Consider the following 21,099-nt stretch of genomic DNA (forward strand, 5'->3'; position numbering starts at 1 on the left):
CAATTTTTTGCGACCTGCCTGATAAACCTCAGGCGTTCCCCGCCAGCTTCATCCGCGCCGCCTGAGTAAAGTCGAGCATGCGCTTGAGCGGCCGGATCGCCTGCGGAATCAGTGCCGGATCGACAAAGATCTCGTTCGACCCTTCCTTCAACGCCTTGAGCGTGCGCTCAAGGGTGTTCATGGCCATCCACGGGCAATGCGCACAACTGCGGCACGCCGCGCCGTTACCCGCCGTCGGGGCTTCGATAAAGACCTTGTCCGGGCACAGCTGCTGCATCTTGTAAAAGATGCCGCGGTCGGTCGCGACGATCAACGTCTTGTTCGGCAGGCTCTGGGCCGCCGCGATCAACTGACTCGTCGACCCCACGGCGTCCGCCAGTTCGATCACCGAGGTCGGTGACTCCGGGTGCACCAGGATCGCAGCATCCGGGTACAGCGCCTTCATGTCTTCAAGCTGCTTGGACTTGAATTCTTCGTGAACGATGCAGGCACCGTCCCACAGCAGCATGTCGGCACCGGTCTGGCGCTGGATGTAGGTCCCCAGGTGCTTGTCCGGGCCCCAGATGATGGTCTCGCCGTTGTCCATCAGGCTTTCGACGATCTCCAGCGCACAGCTTGAAGTCACCACCCAATCCGCTCGGGCTTTTACCGCAGCGGAAGTGTTGGCGTACACCACCACCGTGCGCTCCGGGTGTTGATCGCAGAACGCGGAAAATTCGTCCACCGGGCAACCCAGGTCCAGCGAACAGGTCGCTTCGAGCGTCGGCATCAGCACGCGTTTTTCCGGGTTGAGGATCTTGGCGGTCTCACCCATGAACTTCACGCCGGCGACGACCACGGTCTTGGCCGGATGGGCATTGCCGAAACGGGCCATCTCCAGCGAGTCGGAGACACAGCCGCCCGTCTCTTCGGCCAGCGCCTGAATCACAGGGTCACAATAGAAGTGGGCCACCAGCACCGCGTCCTGAGCCTTGAGCTCGGCAGCGATGGCAGCACGGTAATAAGCCTCTTCATCGGCGGTCAGCGGCTTGGGCTGTTTGGCGTCGAGGTGGGCTTGAACCAGAAGGCGTTCGGAAATTTGCGTCATGTTCGCAAGACCTGCAGGCGCATTCGCGCGAAAGTCGAGTATACACCCGGCTCCGGACCCATCGGGGTACCGCCGGGAAAGTGAGTATTCATCAGGCACGGACAGCGTTGAAGCTGCGCAAGGCTACAGAATATCCGACGGATGCAAAAGGTGATTCTGACCTGCGTCATGCGCAGCAGCCCGCAGCGCGGCGAACTTGAATCGCGGGCAAAAAAAAACCCGGAAATCCTCACTTGCGTGGGCCTTGCGGTTTTTTGGAACAGATTGAAAACCAATTGAACAATCTGCTCCTGCGAGCCATTGACGAACGGTTGTACCTGGACAACACGATGCCGGTCTTCAAGATCACTTTGCCCGCTGCACTGATCGAGTCTCGCCCTGACAGCCGACGCAGGAATGATCCTCTACTCAATGTGCCTACTGTCATTTTTTAGGAACATCCCTACAAAACAAACATCAATTTCCCACAAAAACAGTGGTGACGCACAAATTAGGAGCGGATAGCCTCTGCTTGCACAACAAGAATTTCAATTGCACTCGCATGCACCATTGTTATCGGACAAGGATGTGACACGAAACCGTCAGTGATGGCGTAGTGCCTAGCAGCCGTACCCTCTCTCTTCACCAGACATCGCGTGCCAGAGCCGAAGGCTGGGGCGACGAACTTGAACACCCTCTGTAATGGCATGCCTGGGCCACCGAGCATGGCTTACCACGTTATGCCTTCAAAAATCGATATCAAGGAGAAGAAAGTTGATTCAACAGGAGAGCATCATGCCACCGGTACACCGCGAAGGTGATCCCGGCACCAGCCACGACTGTCATTTACCACCGACTCCGCTGATCATTCCCGAGATTCGGCTTCCTTTCGCTGGTCCACCAGCACGTACCGACAGTGATCGGTTGCGCAAGCATGCTCTCGCTTGGGCGCAGCGATACGGCTTGATCGGCCGCCGCGGTGCGTATCGACTGAGCACCACTGCGCTGCTCGATCTGGGGATGGCGTTGTGCGGGCGAGCTCCCACCGACCGAGCCGAGATTCTGGTGTGCTGGTATCTGTGGGCACTCACTCTCGATGACCGCATCGATGATGGTCCATGGGCGGAAAGCGGTGAATTGGACCGCTTCATCACCGCGGTGCAGGATTTGACCGAGAGCGGCTGTGCGGATCCGTCGGGTAAAGTCAGCCGATTCGATGACCCGATGCTCGTTGCTCTGGTCGATGATCTGTGGCCGCAGACCAAGTGCTGGGGGGGCGAGCGTTGGCGGCACCGGCTCATGCGGCATTTGATCCAACATCTGCGTGCGCAGGCGACGCTGGTACGAATGCGGGAAACCGACACGGCACTCACGTTGGCCGAGTATCTGCCGTTACGCCGGGATTCGTTCGGCGCACTGTTCTTCTTTGATCTCATCGATGCGGCTGAAACTCTCGACCCGTACGAGCATTCAGCGGACATCGAATGGTGGAACACGCTGCGTGAACACGGTGCCGATATCATTGCCTGGACGAACGATATCCATTCGATTGCCAAAGATGTGGTGTGTGGTGAGCGCTTCAACCTGGTGTCGATAATAGCGGACACCGCTGGCATCGACTGGCCTGCCGCGATCGAAGCCGCCCACCAGATGGTGAACACGGTAGTCGCGCAGTTCACTGCGGTCGCCGCTCAACATGCAAGTCACCGGCCGGGCGTCGCGACCGACCCGGACCGGCTGCGCCAGGTTGTCCGGGCTGCAGGCGACTGGCACCAGACCGTTTCTCGTTATCGCCTGCATGCCGCCGATTCTACAGCGCAGGCCAACCGGCAAGTGGACCTGAAACTTACCCCTCCGACCCTGAAATCCCGGCAGTTCGAAATCGACCCCTACCCTTTGTATGAGCGTTTACGTACCACTCTACCAATCGCTTACGACGAGCCCACAGATGTGTGGCTCGTCAGTCGGCATGTGGATGTCAAAGCCGCATTGACCCATCCTGGGGCGAGCAACAACAACTACGCCTGGCAGATTGGCCCGCTGCTGGGACACACTATTGTCGCTATGGACGGCTGTGAACACGCTCAGCACCGAGCATTGCTTAGCCCATCGTTCCGCAGCAAGGCCCTCGTAGCGCTAAAAGCGTCCATCATCTCGGTGACCACAGACCTGCTGGCGCACATGCGCGGCCGCCCCCAGGTGGACCTCATTGCCGACTTCACCGCAGCTCTGCCGGTACGGGTGATGGCTCATGCGCTGGGTCTCCCGGCTGGAACCTGCGAGGAAGTGGCGCAGTTAAAGAGCTGGTGTTCCATCGGCTTCGCTTACATGGGCAACTATCGACAGGATCCGGCACTGTTGACCGGCGGGTTATCCAACCGAGACAGTTTCTACGACTTTATCCAACCACATATCGACGCCCGCCGTGCTGAACCAAAAGTCGATCTGATCTCGCAGCTCCTGGCGGCACAGGTTGACGGTCAGCCGTTGTCCGAAACGTACGTCCGGGCGTACTGTGCGATCCTGATGACGGCGGGTAGCGAGACCAGTCACGGCGCCTTGGCGAATCTCATTGTCAACTTGTTGAACGAGCCCGGCGTCAAAGATGCGGTGATGGCTGATCCAGACTTGATGGACAATGCGCTCGCCGAAACCCTGCGACGCAACCCTCCTCTGCAACTCATACTCCGGGAGGCCCGTGAATCGCTGGAACTGCCGTCGGGAACGATTCCTTCTGGCGCGACCCTAGCCTGTCTTATCGGTTCGGCCAACCGTGATCCGGACGAATTCACCGACCCGGACACCTTCAATATGTCTCGCACCCATCAGGCGACAAGTCATTTTGCCTTCGGCGCGGGGCGTCACTTCTGCCTGGGATCCATGCTGGCACGGATGGAGATCACGATCAGCGCTCGCATGCTGCTACAGACCTTTCCAAACGTGCGCTGGGCTCCGGGGTTCCAGCCCACCGAACACGGATTCCTCAACCGCTGCCCTGATCGACTGGAGGTCTTACTGTGACCACTACTGACCCCACCGATGAACCCGGCTACACCAGCAGCTATCTCGCTGATCAGCACACTGGCCAATTGGCACGGCTGCGCACCCTGGAATGTGCCTTTGACCCGTTGAGCAAAGCCGTTTTTGATCAGCTCGATCTCCCGGGGCAGCCTACCATCCTCGATCTGGGTGCCGGTGCCGGATCATTTGCCGGCTGGCTGGCCCAGCGATATCCCGACGCGATTGTCACCGCCACCGACATCGACACCCGCTTCCTTACCGATATACCTGGCATTCGGGTGATTACCCACAATGCCACGACCGATGATTTTCCTGCGGCCTCCTTTGATGTGGTGCACGCTCGGGCGCTGCTGTGTCACCTCACCGAACGCGAAGACATATTGTCTCGAGCCGTCACCTGGGTCCGTCCGGGCGGCTGGTTGGTGATAGAGGACGTGAGTCTGCAACCAAGCTTGAGAACTTCGAACCCGTTGTTCCGAAAGGTCGCCCAAGCCGGAGTCGCCCTCCTGGAGCAGTCCATTGGTTCCGACATGCTCTGGGCCGACACTCTCCCCGGCCGGTTACGTGATCGGGGACTTTCCAGAGTCGGGCATCGCACCCTTGAAGGTCGAATCGGCGACAACAGCCCAGCCGATACCTTCTGGTCTGCAACCACCGCACAGGCTGGGCCAGCGCTGCTCAAACTCGGGCTACTCACCCAGAACGACCTCGATGCCATGGCCAACCTGCGTGCCGATCCAGAGTTCACCGACGCAGCTTTGACATTAGTCAGCGCCTGGGGACAAGTCTCCGAACCTGGGTAGAAAGACGTAGCGCTGTCATCCCACACCGAAAACATTGTGCGGGCGGGCGTGTAATTGCACCGAAGGGAATACAGAATGACCAATGATGTAGTGTTAGTTGATTCACAAGATGTACAGATCGGCGTTTGTGACAAACGCGTCGCACACCTGGGAGCGGGCCAGTTGCATCGTGCATTTTCGGTGCATCTGATCGACAGCGACGGGCGTCATCTACTTCAACGTCGTGCTGCAGGGAAAATGCTTTGGCCGGGCTTCTGGTCGAATGCTTGCTGCAGCCATCCGTCACCTGGTGAAACTATTATCGATGCCGCGTCTCGTCGTCTGCGCGAAGAATTAGGGATCTCTGCCTCCTGCCGACTTCTATATAGTTTTGAGTACCATGCTAGATTTGGTTCCATCGGTGCGGAACACGAACTATGTCACGTATTGGTTGCTCAATCTGACGCTGTGGTCTGTCCAGCTACTGCGGAAGTCAGCGAGATCACATGGCTGACCCGCGCCGAAATATCAGCCCAACTTTCAGAATCGCAAGCGCAATTCACTCCCTGGTTTCGAATGGAGTGGCGTCGCCTATTAGCGGAGCACCCTTCGTTCGATACACCAATATTGCAGGAATAAATGAACCACTAAGGTTTTCCTGGAGAGTGTCATGTCCGGTGAAGATACTCTTCCCGCCCACCAGCCCCGTCGCCACTGAATCGCGGGCAAAAAAAAACCCGGAAATCCTCACTTGCGTGGGCCTTCCGGATTTTCTAAACCGCCAAAAATGGTGGGTCGTGTGGGATTCGAACCTACGACCAATTGGTTAAAAGCCAACTGCTCTACCAACTGAGCTAACGACCCGCTGTGTGGTGGCGCGTATAATACTGATTTTTAAGGACTATTCAACACCTATTTTGAAATAATTCAAAAATAAGGGGTTGGATCGCTGATTCCGGCCGTCGCAAAGCCTTCTGCACGCAGTCGGCAGCTGTCGCACTTGCCGCACGCACGGCCTTCATCGTCGGCCTGATAGCAGGAAACGGTCAGCCCGTAGTTCACGCCAAGCTTCACGCCCGCCTGGACGATCTGCGCCTTGCTGAGGTTTTGCAGCGGTGCCTGGATGCGGAAGCCATTGCCTTCCACGCCGGCTTTGGTTGCCAGGTTGGCCATGCGCTCGAACGACTCGATGAACTCGGGACGGCAGTCTGGGTAACCGGAGTAATCCACCGCGTTGACGCCGATAAAGATGTCCCGTGCGCCGAGTACTTCTGCCCAGCCCAAGGCCAGGGACAGGAACACCGTGTTACGCGCAGGCACGTAAGTTACCGGAATGCCCTCACCCGGCTCCTCTGGAATATCGATGCTGCTGTCGGTCAGGGCCGAGCCGCCCATGCCGTTCAGGTTCAGACCGATCACCTTGTGCTCGACCACACCCAGGTCCCGCGCCACACGCTCGGCGGCGTACAGTTCGGCGTGAGAGCGCTGACCGTAGTCAAAGCTCATGGTGTAGCAGCTGTAGCCTTCGGCACGCGCCATGGCCACGACGGTCGCCGAGTCCAGGCCACCGGACAGCAGGATGACCGCACGTTTTTCAGCAGTGTTGAGTTGTTCAGTCATTTCAGCGCCCCGGCTCGTCATTCCATAGATATTTATGCAGCTGCAATTGCAAACGCACTGGCAGGTTGTCCGCCACCACCCAGTCCGCCAGGTCCCGGGCATTGAGATCATGGTGACTTGGCGAGAACAGGACTTCACCGGCACGCAGGTCAAGACCGTACTGGATCAACTTGGAAACGGACCAGTCATAGTCCTCCCGCGAGCAGATGACAAACTTCACCTGGTCGTTGGGCGTGAGCAGCTCAATGTTTTCGTAGCGATTGCGGTGCGCTTCCTTCGAACCCGGGGTTTTCAGGTCGACAACGCGACTGACCCGGGAATCGACTGCCGAGATATCGATGGAGCCACTGGTTTCCAGTGACACTTCGTAACCGGCATCACACAAGCGCTTGAGCAAGGGAATGGCGTTGGGCTGGGCCAGGGGCTCGCCGCCCGTGACACAGACATAACGCGGGCGAAACCCTGCAACCTGCTCGAGGATGTCGTCGAGGGTGCGAATGGTTCCGCCAGTAAACGCGTAGGCGCTGTCGCAGTATTGGCAACGCAGAGGGCAACCGGTCAGGCGCACAAAAACAGTGGGCAGGCCGGCAGTCCGCGTTTCACCCTGCAACGAGTAGAAAACTTCGGTGATTCTCAATGTGTCTTGCATAGTCGCCACGGGCGTAACAGCTAAACAGGCTGTCCGCCTCCGTCAGGCACTTGAAGGAACCTCGGCAAAGCGCAGGCCCCTAAAAGCGTGTTTCATAAAAAGGGTGTGAATTCTAACGAAAAAACCCGCGACAAGCGCGGGTTTCTTTGAAACGGTTCAAGCAGGCTTACATCTTTTGCAGATCGCGCTGGGCCAACTGAGCGGCGGAAGTGCCCGGATATTGGGAAACCACCTGCTGCAGAATGCCTTTGACCCGGTCGGTATGACCCAGGCGACGCTCTACATCAGCGAGCTTGTACAGCGAGTCCGGCACTTTGGCGTGCTTGGGATACAGCTGCGAAACCTTGGCAAAGGCCTGACCCGCGCCTTGCAGATCGCCTTTGGCCAGGTTCACTTCGCCCAACCAGTATTGGGCGTTGCCCGCGTACTGGCTGTTCGGGTACTTGCGCAGGAAAGCGGCAAAAGCCTGGCTGGCCTTGTCGAAATCCTTGGCCTTGATCAGGTCGAAGGCAGCATCGTAATAGAGCTTTTCCTTCGCCGGATCCGCCGGCTCGCTACCCGCGGCAGGTGCTTGAGCGGCGGCTGCGCCAGCTGCCGCACCTGCGGCTGCACCAGCGGCACTCGAATCACCACCGGTGGAAGAATTTTCAGGAGTTGCGGCTGGTGCAACGCCGGTTCCAATGCGCCGATCAAGATCCTGGTATCGCTCCAGGTTTTCCTGCTTCATGCGCGCTACATCATTTTGCAGAACTTCAATCGCACCTTGCTGGCGCTCGATCTGTTGCTGCATTGATTGCAGTTGGTTGAACAGCTCGCCCTGTGCCGAGACAGGGGCCGAAACCCCTCCCCCGGCATAGGCGCCGTTCGTACCGTAACCTGCAGGCGGATAACTGCTCCCGCTATTGTTATAGCCGGAGTCGTTGTCGACCACAGGAACCGCAGCCCACACCGCAAGCGGCGCGAGGCTGAGAGCCAGGACAGTTACAGCACGACGGCACGTTCGCATGACGAATTACTTACGCAGTTCGACGCGACGGTTTTGAGCCCAGGACTGCTCGTCGTTGCCGGTAGCAACTGGACGCTCTTCGCCGTAGGAAACCAGTTCCAGCTGAGCTGGGGAAACACCTTGCAGTACCAGGTAGCGCTGAACGGCTTTCGCACGACGCTCGCCCAGTGCCATGTTGTACTCACGAGTACCACGTTCGTCGGTGTTGCCTTCCAGAACAACGCGAGCGCCGTTTGCTTTCAGGTCTTTGGCGTGAACGTCCAGAGCGCGCATGGCTTCTGGCTTCAGGTCCGAGCTGTCGTATTCGAAGTAGAAAGTGGTGATAGCGCGCAGTGCAGCTTCTTCGCTCAGGGAGCCGTCAACTGCACCAGTGTTTGCGCCGTAACCAGCGTTTGGATCTACCGCGCCTTCACCGGCATTGTCGCCGCCTTTGGACGAGCAACCTACAGCTACAGCCATGGCCAGTGCCAGCGCAGCAAATTTACCAAACTTCAGCATTTCCATCGTGAAACTCCTAATGAACCCCAGTGTGTTAAGTAAAACGTATAGCGCCGCGTCAGTTCAGGTAAGGGGACCAGGAAGGTTCTCTGACTTCGCCTTGTGCGGTAGGAAGCGGGAGCCTTACGCGTCCATTGATGGACACGAGCATCAAGACTCCCCGGCCCTGCTGGCGGGTGGCGTAGATTACCATGGTGCCGTTGGGCGCGACAGTAGGCGACTCGTCCAGAGTGCTATCAGTGAGGATTTTTACACTACCGCGCTGCAAATCCTGGGCCGCCACCTTGAAATTGGTGAAGCCATCCTGACGGTGAATCATGACAAGCGTCTTTTCATCAGCCGACAGTTTAGGGTTGGCGTTGTAGTTACCGACGAAAGTCACGCGTTCGGCACCGCCACCACCGGCACTGGTCTTGTAGATCTGCGGTTTGCCGCCACGGTCGGACGTGAAGTAGATGGTCGAGCCATCCTTGCCCCAGAACGGTTCGGTGTTGATGCCAGGACCGTTGGTGACGCGGCTGATCTGACGCGAACCCAGGTTCATCACATAGATGTCCGGGTTGCCGTCTTTGGACAGTACGAACGCCAGGCGATTGCCATCCGGCGACCAGGCTGGCGCACCGTTCAGGCCTTCGAAGTTGGTGATCTGCTCACGGCGACCGGTGTCGATGTTCTGCATGAAGATGCGTGGACGCTTCTGCTCGAAGGAGACATAAGCGATACGCTTGCCATCCGGTGCGAAACGCGGCGACAGGATCGGCTCGCGCGACTGCAGCAGGGTCACGGCGCGAGCACCGTCGTAGTCCGAACGTTGCAGGGTGTAGCGAGTGTTGTTCTCGGAGAAACGCTCGGCCGTTACGTACAGCAGGCGAGTCGAGAAGGCACCCTTGATACCCGTGAGTTTTTCGAACGACTGGTCGGAGATGTAGTGCGCCATGTCGCGCAACTGATCGACGCCGCCCGACACGCTGCCGGTCAGCACTTGCTGCTCGGTTGCCACGTTGAACAGTGCGTATTGCACCTGCAGGCGACCGCCCGCCGGCACGATGCTGCCGACCATGACGTACTGGGCACCCAGCGCCTTGAAGTCACGGAAGATGATTTCGCTGGCCTGGCTCGGCTGGCTGATCATGTTCTGCTTTGGAAGCGGCGAGTAGTAACCCGAGTTGCGCAGGTCATTACCAATGATTTCCGCCATGTCGTCCGGCAGCACGCTACCGCCCTGGAAGCCGAACGGTACGACGGCGATCGGGGTCGCCCGATCGCTGCCGCTGGTAACCAGAATGTTTTTCTCATCTGCCATCGCCATCCCTGCCATGCAGCAGATAACGACCAGCATTCCTCGTAGAAGGTTTCTCACAAGGCTAGATCCTCAGGTGTGAATGTCATCTTGAATGAACGATACGGAGCGAAATCACTCGGCTTCATTCCCTGCATTTCTGTCAAACGTCCAATATTCTTCACCGCTGCAACAGCCGATGCGTCAAACGGACCGTCGCCACTGGACCTGGACACGCTGACCGAAGTCACCGTACCGTCCGGCAACATGCCGATTTGCAACACGACCGTCATGCCTTTGCGTGCCGAAGGTGGACGAGCCCAGCCTTCCGCTGCACGCGCACGAATCAGGTCATCGAAACTGCCGGCAACTTCGTCGCCCTGCTCATCGGCCAAGGCCTGCTGACGCTGCGGCGTGTCGGAAAGCAAATCTGCCAGGGCCTGGGCCTTTTTGTCTTCGGCGGATTTACGCGCCGCATCCTGCGATTTCTTCTTCGCAGCATCGGCGGCAGCTTTCTTCTTCGCTTCCTCGGCGACTTTCTTCTTCGCCTCTTCAGCTTCAGCTTTCTTCTTGGCGTCTTCCGCGGCTTTCTTCTTCGCGTCTTCGACGATCTTTTTCCTGGCTTCTTCAGCGGCCGCTTTCTTGGCCTCTTCTTCCGCGGCTTTCTTGGCTTCTTCTTCGGCTTTCTTCTTGGCTATATCAGCCAATTGTTTCTCTTCTGCCTTCTTGGCTTCCGCGGTTTTCTTCGCTTCGTCGGCTTTCTTGGCTTCATCAGCCTTTTTCGCCTCGTCCGCTTTCTTCGCCTCGTCGGCCTTCTTGGCTTCTTCGGCCTTTTGAGCCGCCTCTTCTTTCTTTTGTTCCGCAGCCTTCACCGCTTCCTGCTCGACCTTTTTCTGTTCCATCTGCTCGACTTCGGTCTGACGCGCAGCCGATTTCTGCGCTTCACCGGCAATCTTCTGATTGGTCTGGGTGGTCGCCCGACTTTTCGATTTCAGCTGGTACAAGGTCGCCTGGACAATCGGCTTGGCCGGCGGCAATTCCGGTGTGAAGGCAAAACTGACGAACAGCATGCCGAACACCAGCACGTGCAAGCCAATCGCCCAGACACTAGGCCAGAAGTAGCTTTCCGAGGCGGACGGCTCTCGCTGTTGCTGCATCAGGGCGCCTCGGTAATCAAGCCAACATTACCGACCCCGGCTTTCTGCAACCCGCCCATGGCCCCCATGACGGAACCGTAATCGACAGATTTGTCGCCGCGAATGAAGACCTGGGTACGCTTGCCGCCTTCGTTGCCGACGCGAATGATCTTGGTCACCGCGTCAGTCATCTGCGGCAGGGTCATGGCCCGGTCTTGCTGCTTGTCTGTGTCGACTTCGCTGCCAAGGTTCCAGTAGTAGGTCTTGTCGGATTTGATGGAAATGGTCAGGACCTGGGTGTTGTTGTCCTGCGGCAAGGCTTCACTGGAAACCTTGGGCAGATCAACTTTCACGCCCTGATTGAGCATCGGCGCGGTCACCATGAAGATGACCAGCAGCACCAACATCACGTCGATGTAAGGCACCACGTTCATCTCGGCGACCGGCTTGCGCTTTTTGCGAGCTCGAGCGATTAAAGCCATTGGAAATTACCTGCTTATTCTTCGCTGGTGTGCACTTTGCGGTGCAGGATCGCCTGGAACTCGTCGGCGAAGGTGTAGTAGCGGCCCAGCAGGGTTTCGCTGCGAGCAGCAAAACGGTTGTAAGCGATAACGGCTGGAATGGCAGCGAACAGACCGATCGCGGTGGCGATCAGTGCTTCGGCGATACCCGGGGCCACTGTGGCCAGGGTCGCTTGCTGGGCGGTGGCCAGGCCACGGAAGGAATTCATGATCCCCCAGACGGTACCGAACAGACCGATGTACGGGCTGACGGAACCAACGGTGGCCAGGAAAGGCAGGCTCTGCTCGAGCTTTTCTTCTTCGCGGGAAATGGCGACGCGCATGGCACGGGCCACGCCTTCCATCACCGCTTCCGGATCAACGCCTGACTGCTGGCGCAGACGGGAGAACTCCTTGAAACCGGCACGGAAGATTTGCTCGACGCCCGAATCAGGGTCCGGGTTGCTGCCGGCCTGACGGTACAGCTTGGACAGGTCGATACCCGACCAGAAGCGCTCTTCAAAGCTCTCCAGGGCACGTCGACCGGCGCGCAGCAGATTACTGCGCTGAAAGATCATGATCCACGAGGTCACCGATGCGGCTACCAGGGTCAGCATTACCAGTTGCACCACGATACTGGCATTGCTGACCAGGCTCCACATGGAGGAATGGTCGACGACGTTAGCTTCCACGCTTTATCTCCTGCTTTGAGTGTGTACCCGCGCCGCTCACGTCGGCAAAGGCCGCTCGTAGAGCTTCGGGAATGGCCCGGGGTTTCAAACTTTCAGTGCGCACACAGGCCACCAGAAACTGCCCTTCGCAGAGCAGCACATTATCCGTTGCCCGCCTGACCTGCTGTTTGAAGCGCAGGCTGGCACGGTTCAATTCGATTACCTCGGCGCTTACCAGCAGTTCGTCATCCAGTCGCGCCGGCGCGTGGTAGCGCGCTTCGCTGGAATGCACGACGAACAACAGGTCCTCACCGGCAAGCGTGGATTGGGCAAAGCCCAGATCTCGTAGCCGCTCGGTTCGAGCCCGTTCCATAAACTTGAGGTAATTAACGTAATACACGATGCCCCCCGCATCGGTGTCCTCGTAATAAACGCGACAGCGATGTGCGAAAGGCTCAAGCCCGTTTTGCGCGCGCATACTCTAGTGCTTACTCCTCAGGTTGCCAATCCGGCATGGCAACTGTTTTTCATTGTTCTGCGGCTTTCACGTGAAAGTACGGTCTTGGGACCCTACATTGCCCGAAAAAATCAGCACGCAATGTTAATTAATCGTCAGCGGCATCGAGAAACTCGTCTACCACGGGCATTTCGCCCAATCGTGACGGAATGTTTAAACCGAAATGCAGGTAGGCATGCCGCGTCACCACCCGCCCCCGAGGCGTGCGCATGATGTAACCCTGCTGGATCAGGTAAGGCTCGAGCACGTCTTCGATGGTGTGACGCTCTTCGCTGATGGCGGCGGCCAGACTGTCGACCCCGACCGGCCCGCCGTCGAACTTCTCGATCATGGTCAACAACAGACGCCGGTCCTGGTGATCGAAGCCACGCTCATCGACATCCAGCAGGTTCAACGCCAGGTCGGCAATCGGCTTGGTGATATGCCCCTTGGCGCGAACTTCGGCAAAGTCGCGCACCCGGCGCAGCAGCCTGTTGGCGATCCGCGGCGTACCACGGGCACGGCGGGCGATTTCGAAGGCGCCTTCCGGGTCCAGCGGCAAACCGAGGATGCTCGCCGAACGACTGACGATCGTCGACAAGTCGGCGTTATTGTAGAACTCAAGACGCTGAACGATGCCGAAACGGTCACGCAACGGGTTGGTGAGCATCCCCGCCCGCGTCGTTGCGCCGACCAGGGTGAACGGCGGCAGATCCAGCTTGATCGAACGTGCGGCCGGGCCTTCGCCGATCATGATATCGAGCTGGAAATCCTCCATGGCCGGGTACAGCACCTCTTCAACGATGGGCGACAGGCGATGGATTTCGTCGATAAACAGCACATCGTGAGGCTCAAGGTTGGTCAACAGCGCGGCCAGGTCGCCTGGGCGCTCCAGCACCGGCCCCGAGGTGCTCTTTATCGACACGCCCATTTCCTGGGCGATGATGTTGGCGAGAGTGGTCTTGCCCAAGCCTGGCGGCCCGAAGATCAGCGTGTGATCCAGGGATTCATTTCGACCGCGAGCGGCCTGAATGAACAACTCCATCTGTTCGCGAACGGTCGGCTGGCCAATGTATTCGGCCAGGCTGACCGGGCGAATGGCGCGGTCCTGGACTTCTTCGCGCTCACGCGGGCTGTGCGTGGCAGCGATCAGACGATCAGCTTCAATCACTTAGATCATTCCCTTCAAGGCGCGGCGGATCATGTCTTCACTGCTCAAATCTTTCTCTTTGATCGCAGACACCGCCTTGCTTGCTTCCTGGGGCTTGTAGCCCAGGGAAATCAAGGCGCTGACGGCGTCAGTCTCGGCAGTGTTCACCGGAGCCGGTCCATCCGGCTGGTTCGGCACCAGGGCGAACATGGCCGGTACGGTTTCCCAGGCCTTGAAGCGATCCTTGAGCTCCACCAGCAAGCGTTCGGCGGTCTTCTTGCCGACGCCCGGGACCTTGGTCAGCGCCGAAGTGTCCTGGGACTGTACGCAGCGAACCAGCTCATCGACTTCCAGGCTCGACATCAAGGCCAGGGCCAGTTTTGGCCCGACGCCGTTGAGGCGGATCAATTCGCGAAAAAAGTCGCGCTCACGCTTGCCGACAAAACCATAGAGTAACTGTGCGTCTTCGCGCACGACCAAATGGGTATGCAAGGTTAGCGGCTCACCGACCGACGGCAAGCGGTAAAGGGTCGTCATGGGCACTTCAAGTTCATAGCCCAGGCCATTTACATCCAGAATCAGATGGGGAGGCTGCTTCTCAGCCAGGGTGCCGCGCAAACGTCCAATCACGTTACAAATCCTTGAGCGTTGGCCAGCTCTTGGCCAGCGACTGATAGAGCGAGCAATACCGCCGACAACACAGGCGGAACGCACTCACTCCATGAAAATGATTGCTGATGCTATCAGAGACGCAGGCGCCCGCCACGACTGCGTGCAGCTCCCAGCCCATGGGGCAACAGGCTGGAACGGGTGTGAGCGTGGCAAATGGCAATGGCCAGGGCGTCCGAGGCATCGATCTGCGGCTTGCTGGTGAGCTTGAGCATGTGCATGACCATCATTTGCACCTGCTCCTTGTTGGCCGCACCGGTACCGACGACCGCCTGCTTGACCTGGGTTGCGGTGTATTCGGCAATTTCCAGGCTTTCCTCGGCCCCAGCCACGATCGCGGCGCCTCGTGCCTGCCCCAGTTTCAGGGCGGAATCGGCGTTACGGGCCATGAACACCTTTTCGATCCCCATGGTCACCGGATGGTACGTCTGAATGATCTCCCGTACCCCGCGATAGACAATCTGCAGTCGCTCATGCAGCTCGCCGGCACCGGTGCGGATACAACCGGAGGCGACGTACTCACAGCCACGGCCGGTATCACGAACCACACCGTAACCGGTGATGCGCGAACCAGGATCGATACCAAGAATTAAAGTCATAACGCCTGCGGGTTAAGTAAGAGCACGAAAATTCAATACAACGAATAACAAATGTGGGAGCGGGCTTGCTCGCGAAAGCGGTTTCATATTCAGCAACAACGTTGCCTGCAAATCCGCGTTCGCGAGCAAGCCCGCTCCCACATGGGACATTGTTGCCCTTTAGCCGAGCTGTGCAGCCACCGACTCCGGGATGTCCGCATTGGAGTAGACGTTTTGCACATCATCCAGGTCTTCGAGCATGTCGATCAGCTTGAGGACTTTCTCGGCACCTTCCAGATCGAGCTCGGCGCTAGTGGTCGGCAACATGACGATTTCCGCGTCGTCACCCTTGAAGCCCGCCGCTTCCAGTGCGTTACGCACCGAATAGAACCCGGAAAAAGAGGTGAACACGTCGATCGAACCGTCTTCGTTGGTCACAACGTCATCGGCGTCGGCTTCCATGGCGGCTTCCATCAGTGCGTCTTCGTCAACGCCGGCAGCGAAGGAGATCTGCCCCTTGCGTTCGAACAGATAGGCCACAGAACCGTCAGTCCCCAGGTTGCCGCCGCATTTGCTGAACGCATGACGAACAGCGGCTGCGGTGCGATTACGGTTGTCGGTCATGCATTCGACCATCACCGCCACGCCGCCCGGACCGTAACCTTCGTAGGTCAGCTCGACCACGTCGTCGGTGTCGGCAGCTCCGGTACCGCGGGCGACGGCACGATCGATGATGTCGCGGCTCATGTTCGCACCCAAAGCCTTGTCCAGGGCCAGGCGCAGACGCGGATTGGAGCCTGGATCACCCCCACCCTGACGGGCAGCGACGGTCAGCTCACGAATCCACTTGGTGAAGATCTTGCCCCTCTTGGCATCCTGACGTTCTTTGCGGTGCTTGATGTTCGCCCACTTGGAATGACCTGCCATAACTCGCTCCGAATTCTCTTTGAAACATTGCCCGCCGCACTGTATTGCGCCGGCCGGCAAACAAAAATCTTGAACAGCTCTATCTATAAAGAAAGGGCGCATCCACAGATGCGCCCTTCAGGTCAACCTTACTCGGCCTTAGGCGTTTCGCGCAGACGAATGTGCAGTTCGCGCAATGCCTTGGCATCCACCTGGCCCGGTGCCTGAGTCATGACATCCGCCGCGCTCTGGGTTTTCGGGAAGGCGATCACTTCACGGATCGACTGGGCGCCGGTCATCAGCATCACCAGACGGTCCAGACCGAAGGCCAGGCCACCGTGCGGCGGCGCGCCGTATTTCAGGGCGTCGAGCAGGAAGCCGAATTTCTCTTCCTGTTCCGCTTCGTTGATGCCCAACAGGCGGAAGACCGCTTGCTGCATCTCTTTGCGGTGGATACGGATCGAACCGCCACCCAGCTCGGTACCGTTCAACACCATGTCGTAGGCACGGGACAGAGCGCCAGCCGGGTTGGCTTCCAGCTCCGCCGGGGAGCACTTCGGCGCGGTGAACGGGTGGTGCAAGGCGCTGAAGCTGCCGTCGTCGTTCTCTTCGAACATCGGGAAGTCAACGACCCACATCGGAGCCCATTCGCAGGTCAGCAGGCTCAGGTCGTGACCGAGCTTGATGCGCAATGCGCCCAACGCTTCGCTGACGATCTTGGCCTTGTCGGCGCCGAAGAACACGATATCGCCGTCAACTGCACCAACACGATCCAGGATCACGTTGAGGTTGGCTTCAGGGATGTTCTTCACGATCGGCGATTGCAGACCGTCAACGCCATTGGCGCGCTCGTTGACCTTGATGTACGCCAGGCCCTTGGCACCGTAGATGCCGACGAACTTGGTGTAGTCGTCGATCTGCTTGCGCGGCATGCTCGCGCCGCCAGGCACGCGCAGGGCGGCGATACGGCATTTCGGGTCGTTGGCCGGGCCGCTGAACACCTTGAAGTCGACGTCCTTGAGCTGGTCGGCCACGTCAACCAGTTCCAGCGGGTTACGCAGGTCTGGCTTGTCGGAACCGTAGCGACGCATGGCTTCTTCGAAGGTCATGTGCGGGAGCTCGCCGAATTCCAGGCCCAGCACTTCCTTGAACAGGTTGCGGATCATTTGCTCGGTCAGGCCCATGATCTCTTTTTCATCGAGGAAGCTGGTCTCGATGTCGATCTGGGTGAATTCCGGCTGGCGGTCGGCACGCAGGTCTTCGTCACGGAAGCACTTGGCGATCTGGTAGTAACGATCGAAGCCGGCCACCATCAGCAGTTGTTTGAACAGCTGCGGCGATTGCGGCAAGGCAAAGAACGAACCGGCATGAGTACGGCTCGGCACCAGGTAATCGCGCGCGCCTTCGGGGGTGGCGCGGGTCAGGATCGGCGTCTCGACGTCAAGGAAGCCGTTCTCGTCCAGGAAGCGACGGATGCTGGTGGTCATGCGCGAACGCAGACGCAGCTTCTCGGCCATTTCCGGGCGACGCAAGTCGAGGAAGCGATAGCGCAGGCGGGTTTCTTCGCCGACGTCGGAGAACTCGTTCAACGGGAACGGCGGAGTTTCCGATTCGTTCAGCACTTCCAGCTCGTAGCCCAGGACTTCGATCATGCCCGACGCCATGTTGGCGTTGGTCGCACCGGCCGGACGCAGGCGAACCTTGCCGGTGATCTTCACGACGTACTCGCTACGCACGCGATCGGCAGCGGCGAAGGTTTCAGCACGGTCCGGATCGAACACGACCTGGGCCAGACCATCACGATCACGGATATCGAGGAAAATCACCCCACCGTGGTCACGGCGACGGTGGACCCATCCGCAAAGGGTAATTTCCTGGCCGTCCAGGCTTTCGTTCAGTTGGCCGCAATAATGGCTGCGCATCATGGTCGTGGTTTCACTTCTCGTAATTCGAAATTCGGTTGGAGATCCTACAGCAGCCCCGCCTTTAAAAAAGTCGCCGGGTGATGCAAGAGCTCGCGTGTCGTTCAACTCAGGTTCCAGACCTTAGTCAGCTTTGTCGCCGCCGGCCAGGTTCTTCTTGGAACCGGTCTTGAAATCGGTTTCGTACCAACCCGTGCCGCTGAGGCGGAAGCCCGGCATGGACAGCAACTTCTTAAGCTCTGGCGCCTGACAGGCAGGGCAGTCGACCAGCGGTGCATCGCTGATCTTTTGAATGGCTTCCAACTGATGACCACAGGAAGCACATTGATAATCGTACATCGGCATGGAGGTTGTCTCGGCGATCAGATTGCTACCGCACACGCAGGGTTTTGCGGCAAAGAGCGGGATTATATCCATTAAATGCGGCCTGTGCAGCCGTAAGACTGCACAGACCGACACTCTGCTGCTTTCGCCGCCCCGACTAGGCCGTGGCGATGCAACCCCCCTCCTTGAGGCTGTGCACGACGCAGACAACCCGCACCAATCCACTGAAGTTCCTTACCCCGCCATGGCGCAAGTGAACTTCGCGATCCACATGGGACAACAGGTTATTGACAGAGCAACCATTGACCCGGGCCATCTGCGCCAAAATATCCCAATAAACCTGCTCAAGCCGCAAACAAGTGGCGAAGCCATTCAATCGTACGGAGCGTGACAAGGGTTGGGCCAGCCCCATATCGAACTCGCGAACAAACGGATCAACCCTTACATCCATGTGCGAACCGTATCGCCGCTCTTCCAGCCTTTCATAAACCATAACGCTGACACTCCTTTGTCATCCTGGTTTCTTTAAGCGCAACTGCTTGTCGCTTTATAAAAACGCAGGTGCAAAGGTATTTTCCAGCCGACTTTATGACCCTCGACGTAGGATAAGCCAACAACTTTTGGCAGACCCTGGAGAACGTCCTACCCCGGACACTTTCCCACGCAGAGAAGCGATACCCCCTTCAGAAACACCGTACGGAATGGTGTAGGAAAGAAGAGCGCGAACAACACTTCAAGGTGTCATCCGCGCACGAGTGCGTTACTGGTCCAGCAGAGCGCGGAGCATCCACGCCGTTTTTTTCATGCGCCTGCATACGCCGGATCAGCAAGTCGGCCGCCGTCAGGTACCGCAACCCCGTAACTTGGGGGCGACCTGCGGCAATTTGCCCCCCAAAAGAGCCGCCGGACGCCCTGATTTGAGTAGCCTGCGGCTTTGCTGTTAAATAGACGGTGTGTCGCCAATGCCTATTTTTCCGGGCATGGCGCATAGGCTGATACCGGGTACGTGTCCAACGCCTCTTTATTATCTTGAAGCGAACCGTGCGCCATCAGCTCTTCCTTGTGAGCTGCCTTAACGTGAGTTAATCAAAATGTTGAAAATCGTCCATCTGTTGATAGGCGCAGCGGCCTTGCTGCTGTCCTTCATCCCTAGCCTGCAATCCGAGGCCTTACCTTACCTGCAACAACCCGACGCACTGTACCTGGCCTTTTTCGGCCTGCTCAACCTCACACTTGCACCTGTCATCCCTTACTGGAACAAAGGCCCGCGCCACCAACTGCAAAACCTGGTCAGCGCCCTGCTGGTTCTGAGCGTGGTCCTGCAAACCCTGACGCTGATCGCACCAATGCCCGTCATCGCCGGTCAACCCGCCGTGCTGTTCAGCCTGGTCGCAGCCCTGATCGCCGTTGCCCTGCACCTGGGCATCAGCTTCTACAAGTCGTCACCAGCCGCCGCCTCGCCAAGCTACGACATGAGCAACCGCGATACCGGCACCGTCAAGTGGTTCAACACATCCAAAGGCTTCGGCTTCATCTCCCGCGACTCCGGCGACGATATCTTCGTCCACTTCCGGGCCATTCGCGGTGAAGGCCACCGTGTCCTGGTCGAAGGCCAGCGCGTGGAGTTCTCCGTCATGAATCGTGACAAGGGCCTGCAAGCCGAAGATGTGATCGCCGCACTGCCGCGCCGCTGATTCAAGGCCTCCCCCCAAAAAAAACCGCGCACAGCCCAGCTGTCCGCGGTTTTTTCATGCCTGCGATGCGTTCAATAGTGCGGCGGCGGCGCTTCTTCTTCGAATGACTCGAACTGCCCGACCATTTCCTCCTGCCGCTTGAGCAGCGCGGCCATTTGCAGTTGCAGACGCTCGACCACCCGCTGCTGCGCCACCAGCACATCGTTCAATGCCTGGATGGTGTCATCCTGAAACGCCAGACGGCTTTCAAGCTCGGTAACGCGTTCTTCCAGGCTCATGGTTCAGCCCTCCAGAAACGTAAAATCATCGGTCAAAATCAAGCGCAAACGTTCGCGAATCGCGGCGATCTGCTCCGAACCGTAGGGTTTTGCCGGATGCTTACCCCAAACCGGCGCTGGCCAGGCGGCATCTTCGCGCTTGCGCGCAATCACATGCATGTGCAACTGACTGACGACATTGCCCAGCGCCGCCACATTCAACTTGTCCGCATCGAACGCGTCCTTGAGCACTTGTGACAGCGCAGTGGTTTCCTGCCAAAGCTGTTGCTGGTCTGCGACATCCAACTGAAATATCTCGCTGATAGCCTCGCGACGAGGTACCAGGATGAACCATGGATAGTTCGAATCGTTGGACAGCAGCAACCGGCAGAGCGGAAAGTCCCCGATCGGTAACGTGTCTTGTTGAAGTCGTGAATCTAGAGCGAACACTGCGCGTACTCCCGCCGGGCCATCATTTTTCAGCTTAGCGCCCATCCAGACGGAACAGCGCACCAAGCGACCGGACGGCAGCATACCTGCGAACGGCGTACGCTTCACGGCGAACCTTGCATCGAGGCCTGGAGCGCCAGCGAAAAGCTGACAGCCGCCCCCGGATGGGACAATTATCGCTGCCGCGCACCATTACAGAACCGAGCAGCAGGCAAAAAACGCCGAAATGACTGATCAACAAGGAAAAGTTCGCTTCAGGCAAGCGGCCGACAGAGATGTATTCAACACAGGGTTAAAATTTTTTGCACCAAAACCGCACAGTGGGTCTACGCTGAACGCTTCGACATCCGCCATTTACCCAGTGGTGGGGTGAACCGGTAACATTTCTGGTTGCCAGGCTGTCGATGAGAAGGGCGCAACATGAT

General features: G+C 58.3%; 23 protein-coding genes and 1 tRNA gene. 4 read left to right on the forward strand and 20 right to left on the reverse strand.

Features of this window, described 5'->3' with window-relative positions:
- Window positions 1-28 precede the first annotated feature (28 nt).
- The gene (gene nadA, locus AC07W4_RS06355) at window positions 29-1,087 is read right to left on the reverse strand and encodes a quinolinate synthase NadA (protein WP_095942772.1); all 1,059 of its coding nucleotides are present in this window, start codon (window positions 1,085-1,087) and stop codon (window positions 29-31) included.
- A 774-nt stretch (window positions 1,088-1,861) separates the two neighbouring features.
- Between nadA and AC07W4_RS06360 the strand changes: the two genes are divergently transcribed.
- From AC07W4_RS06360 to idi, 3 genes are all read left to right on the forward strand, one after another.
- A complete protein-coding gene (locus AC07W4_RS06360; protein WP_495031875.1) occupies window positions 1,862-4,087 on the forward strand; it encodes a cytochrome P450 in 2,226 nt (741 codons plus the stop codon).
- The gene (locus AC07W4_RS06365) at window positions 4,084-4,890 is read left to right on the forward strand and encodes a class I SAM-dependent methyltransferase (RefSeq protein ID WP_495031876.1); all 807 of its coding nucleotides are present in this window, start codon (window positions 4,084-4,086) and stop codon (window positions 4,888-4,890) included. Before AC07W4_RS06360 ends, AC07W4_RS06365 begins: the two co-directional genes overlap by 4 nt.
- A gap of 75 nt (window positions 4,891-4,965) precedes the next feature.
- Entirely contained in the window at window positions 4,966-5,508 is a 543-nt protein-coding gene (idi, locus tag AC07W4_RS06370) for an isopentenyl-diphosphate Delta-isomerase (RefSeq protein WP_495031877.1), read from the forward strand.
- 149 nt (window positions 5,509-5,657) lie between these two features.
- Here the strand turns inward: idi and AC07W4_RS06375 are convergent.
- The 17 genes from AC07W4_RS06375 to AC07W4_RS06455 form a co-directional block, all read right to left on the reverse strand.
- A tRNA-Lys gene (locus tag AC07W4_RS06375) sits at window positions 5,658-5,733 on the reverse strand.
- A gap of 63 nt (window positions 5,734-5,796) precedes the next feature.
- The gene (queC, locus tag AC07W4_RS06380; protein ID WP_495031878.1) at window positions 5,797-6,489 is read right to left on the reverse strand and encodes a 7-cyano-7-deazaguanine synthase QueC; all 693 of its coding nucleotides are present in this window, start codon (window positions 6,487-6,489) and stop codon (window positions 5,797-5,799) included.
- Between the two features lies 1 nt (window position 6,490).
- Window positions 6,491-7,138: a 7-carboxy-7-deazaguanine synthase QueE gene (gene queE / locus AC07W4_RS06385; protein WP_008047363.1), complete on the reverse strand. Its 648-nt coding sequence runs from the start codon at window positions 7,136-7,138 to the stop codon at window positions 6,491-6,493.
- Window positions 7,139-7,304: 166 nt separating this feature from the next.
- On the reverse strand, window positions 7,305-8,144 hold the full coding sequence (gene ybgF, locus AC07W4_RS06390; protein WP_495031879.1) for a tol-pal system protein YbgF: 840 nt from the start codon (window positions 8,142-8,144) through the stop codon (window positions 7,305-7,307).
- 6 nt (window positions 8,145-8,150) lie between these two features.
- Window positions 8,151-8,648: a peptidoglycan-associated lipoprotein Pal gene (pal, locus tag AC07W4_RS06395; RefSeq protein WP_003178634.1), complete on the reverse strand. Its 498-nt coding sequence runs from the start codon at window positions 8,646-8,648 to the stop codon at window positions 8,151-8,153.
- 52 nt (window positions 8,649-8,700) lie between these two features.
- The gene (gene tolB, locus AC07W4_RS06400; protein ID WP_167362903.1) at window positions 8,701-9,981 is read right to left on the reverse strand and encodes a Tol-Pal system beta propeller repeat protein TolB; all 1,281 of its coding nucleotides are present in this window, start codon (window positions 9,979-9,981) and stop codon (window positions 8,701-8,703) included.
- 17 nt (window positions 9,982-9,998) lie between these two features.
- Complete coding sequence (gene tolA / locus AC07W4_RS06405; protein WP_495031880.1) at window positions 9,999-11,078, reverse strand: cell envelope integrity protein TolA; 1,080 nt, start codon at window positions 11,076-11,078, stop codon at window positions 9,999-10,001.
- On the reverse strand, window positions 11,078-11,530 hold the full coding sequence (tolR, locus tag AC07W4_RS06410) for a protein TolR (RefSeq protein WP_162130673.1): 453 nt from the start codon (window positions 11,528-11,530) through the stop codon (window positions 11,078-11,080). Before tolR ends, tolA begins: the two co-directional genes overlap by 1 nt.
- Window positions 11,531-11,553: 23 nt before the next feature.
- Window positions 11,554-12,249: a protein TolQ gene (gene tolQ / locus AC07W4_RS06415; protein ID WP_007977321.1), complete on the reverse strand. Its 696-nt coding sequence runs from the start codon at window positions 12,247-12,249 to the stop codon at window positions 11,554-11,556.
- Complete coding sequence (gene ybgC / locus AC07W4_RS06420) at window positions 12,239-12,706, reverse strand: tol-pal system-associated acyl-CoA thioesterase (RefSeq protein WP_008052449.1); 468 nt, start codon at window positions 12,704-12,706, stop codon at window positions 12,239-12,241. Before ybgC ends, tolQ begins: the two co-directional genes overlap by 11 nt.
- Window positions 12,707-12,833: 127 nt before the next feature.
- On the reverse strand, window positions 12,834-13,895 hold the full coding sequence (gene ruvB / locus AC07W4_RS06425) for a Holliday junction branch migration DNA helicase RuvB (protein WP_008015800.1): 1,062 nt from the start codon (window positions 13,893-13,895) through the stop codon (window positions 12,834-12,836).
- Window positions 13,896-14,504: a Holliday junction branch migration protein RuvA gene (gene ruvA, locus AC07W4_RS06430; RefSeq protein WP_008052450.1), complete on the reverse strand. Its 609-nt coding sequence runs from the start codon at window positions 14,502-14,504 to the stop codon at window positions 13,896-13,898.
- A gap of 113 nt (window positions 14,505-14,617) precedes the next feature.
- On the reverse strand, window positions 14,618-15,142 hold the full coding sequence (gene ruvC, locus AC07W4_RS06435) for a crossover junction endodeoxyribonuclease RuvC (protein WP_008015799.1): 525 nt from the start codon (window positions 15,140-15,142) through the stop codon (window positions 14,618-14,620).
- Between the two features lie 159 nt (window positions 15,143-15,301).
- Entirely contained in the window at window positions 15,302-16,048 is a 747-nt protein-coding gene (locus AC07W4_RS06440; RefSeq protein WP_008052451.1) for a YebC/PmpR family DNA-binding transcriptional regulator, read from the reverse strand.
- A 128-nt stretch (window positions 16,049-16,176) separates the two neighbouring features.
- Complete coding sequence (gene aspS / locus AC07W4_RS06445) at window positions 16,177-17,952, reverse strand: aspartate--tRNA ligase (RefSeq protein WP_495031881.1); 1,776 nt, start codon at window positions 17,950-17,952, stop codon at window positions 16,177-16,179.
- A gap of 120 nt (window positions 17,953-18,072) precedes the next feature.
- On the reverse strand, window positions 18,073-18,294 hold the full coding sequence (locus AC07W4_RS06450) for an FmdB family zinc ribbon protein (RefSeq protein ID WP_032829812.1): 222 nt from the start codon (window positions 18,292-18,294) through the stop codon (window positions 18,073-18,075).
- 136 nt (window positions 18,295-18,430) lie between these two features.
- Window positions 18,431-18,766, reverse strand: a complete 336-nt coding sequence (locus AC07W4_RS06455) for a ribbon-helix-helix domain-containing protein (RefSeq protein WP_008052454.1) — start codon at window positions 18,764-18,766, stop codon at window positions 18,431-18,433.
- 598 nt (window positions 18,767-19,364) lie between these two features.
- Between AC07W4_RS06455 and AC07W4_RS06460 the strand changes: the two genes are divergently transcribed.
- Complete coding sequence (locus AC07W4_RS06460; protein ID WP_008052457.1) at window positions 19,365-19,967, forward strand: cold-shock protein; 603 nt, start codon at window positions 19,365-19,367, stop codon at window positions 19,965-19,967.
- A 71-nt stretch (window positions 19,968-20,038) separates the two neighbouring features.
- On the opposite strand, the gene AC07W4_RS06465 is transcribed toward AC07W4_RS06460, so the two are convergent.
- Together AC07W4_RS06465 and AC07W4_RS06470 are read right to left on the reverse strand one after the other, a co-directional pair.
- A complete protein-coding gene (locus tag AC07W4_RS06465) occupies window positions 20,039-20,245 on the reverse strand; it encodes a SlyX family protein (RefSeq protein ID WP_008052459.1) in 207 nt (68 codons plus the stop codon).
- 3 nt (window positions 20,246-20,248) lie between these two features.
- Window positions 20,249-20,674, reverse strand: a complete 426-nt coding sequence (locus tag AC07W4_RS06470) for an HIT family protein (RefSeq protein ID WP_495031959.1) — start codon at window positions 20,672-20,674, stop codon at window positions 20,249-20,251.
- Window positions 20,675-21,099: the final 425 nt, after the last annotated feature.

Source organism: Pseudomonas sp. GW821-FHT02A08 (genome assembly GCF_059422045.1).

What these genes read in the sequence shown, in the direction of transcription:
- AC07W4_RS06450 (WP_032829812.1), bottom strand. Translation starts at nt 18,294, where the DNA reads ATGCCGATGTACGATTATCAATGTGCTTCCTGTGGTCATCAGTTGGAA.
- nadA (WP_095942772.1), bottom strand. Translation starts at nt 1,087, where the DNA reads ATGACGCAAATTTCCGAACGCCTTCTGGTTCAAGCCCACCTCGACGCC.
- tolB (WP_167362903.1), bottom strand. Translation starts at nt 9,981, where the DNA reads ATGCTGGTCGTTATCTGCTGCATGGCAGGGATGGCGATGGCAGATGAG.
- AC07W4_RS06360 (WP_495031875.1), top strand. Translation starts at nt 1,862, where the DNA reads ATGCCACCGGTACACCGCGAAGGTGATCCCGGCACCAGCCACGACTGT.
- AC07W4_RS06465 (WP_008052459.1), bottom strand. Translation starts at nt 20,245, where the DNA reads ATGAGCCTGGAAGAACGCGTTACCGAGCTTGAAAGCCGTCTGGCGTTT.
- aspS (WP_495031881.1), bottom strand. Translation starts at nt 17,952, where the DNA reads ATGATGCGCAGCCATTATTGCGGCCAACTGAACGAAAGCCTGGACGGC.
- ybgF (WP_495031879.1), bottom strand. Translation starts at nt 8,144, where the DNA reads ATGCGAACGTGCCGTCGTGCTGTAACTGTCCTGGCTCTCAGCCTCGCG.
- tolA (WP_495031880.1), bottom strand. Translation starts at nt 11,078, where the DNA reads ATGCAGCAACAGCGAGAGCCGTCCGCCTCGGAAAGCTACTTCTGGCCT.
- queC (WP_495031878.1), bottom strand. Translation starts at nt 6,489, where the DNA reads ATGACTGAACAACTCAACACTGCTGAAAAACGTGCGGTCATCCTGCTG.
- AC07W4_RS06440 (WP_008052451.1), bottom strand. Translation starts at nt 16,048, where the DNA reads ATGGCAGGTCATTCCAAGTGGGCGAACATCAAGCACCGCAAAGAACGT.
- pal (WP_003178634.1), bottom strand. Translation starts at nt 8,648, where the DNA reads ATGGAAATGCTGAAGTTTGGTAAATTTGCTGCGCTGGCACTGGCCATG.
- ybgC (WP_008052449.1), bottom strand. Translation starts at nt 12,706, where the DNA reads ATGCGCGCGCAAAACGGGCTTGAGCCTTTCGCACATCGCTGTCGCGTT.
- idi (WP_495031877.1), top strand. Translation starts at nt 4,966, where the DNA reads ATGACCAATGATGTAGTGTTAGTTGATTCACAAGATGTACAGATCGGC.
- queE (WP_008047363.1), bottom strand. Translation starts at nt 7,138, where the DNA reads ATGCAAGACACATTGAGAATCACCGAAGTTTTCTACTCGTTGCAGGGT.
- AC07W4_RS06460 (WP_008052457.1), top strand. Translation starts at nt 19,365, where the DNA reads ATGTTGAAAATCGTCCATCTGTTGATAGGCGCAGCGGCCTTGCTGCTG.
- ruvC (WP_008015799.1), bottom strand. Translation starts at nt 15,142, where the DNA reads ATGACTTTAATTCTTGGTATCGATCCTGGTTCGCGCATCACCGGTTAC.
- AC07W4_RS06455 (WP_008052454.1), bottom strand. Translation starts at nt 18,766, where the DNA reads ATGGTTTATGAAAGGCTGGAAGAGCGGCGATACGGTTCGCACATGGAT.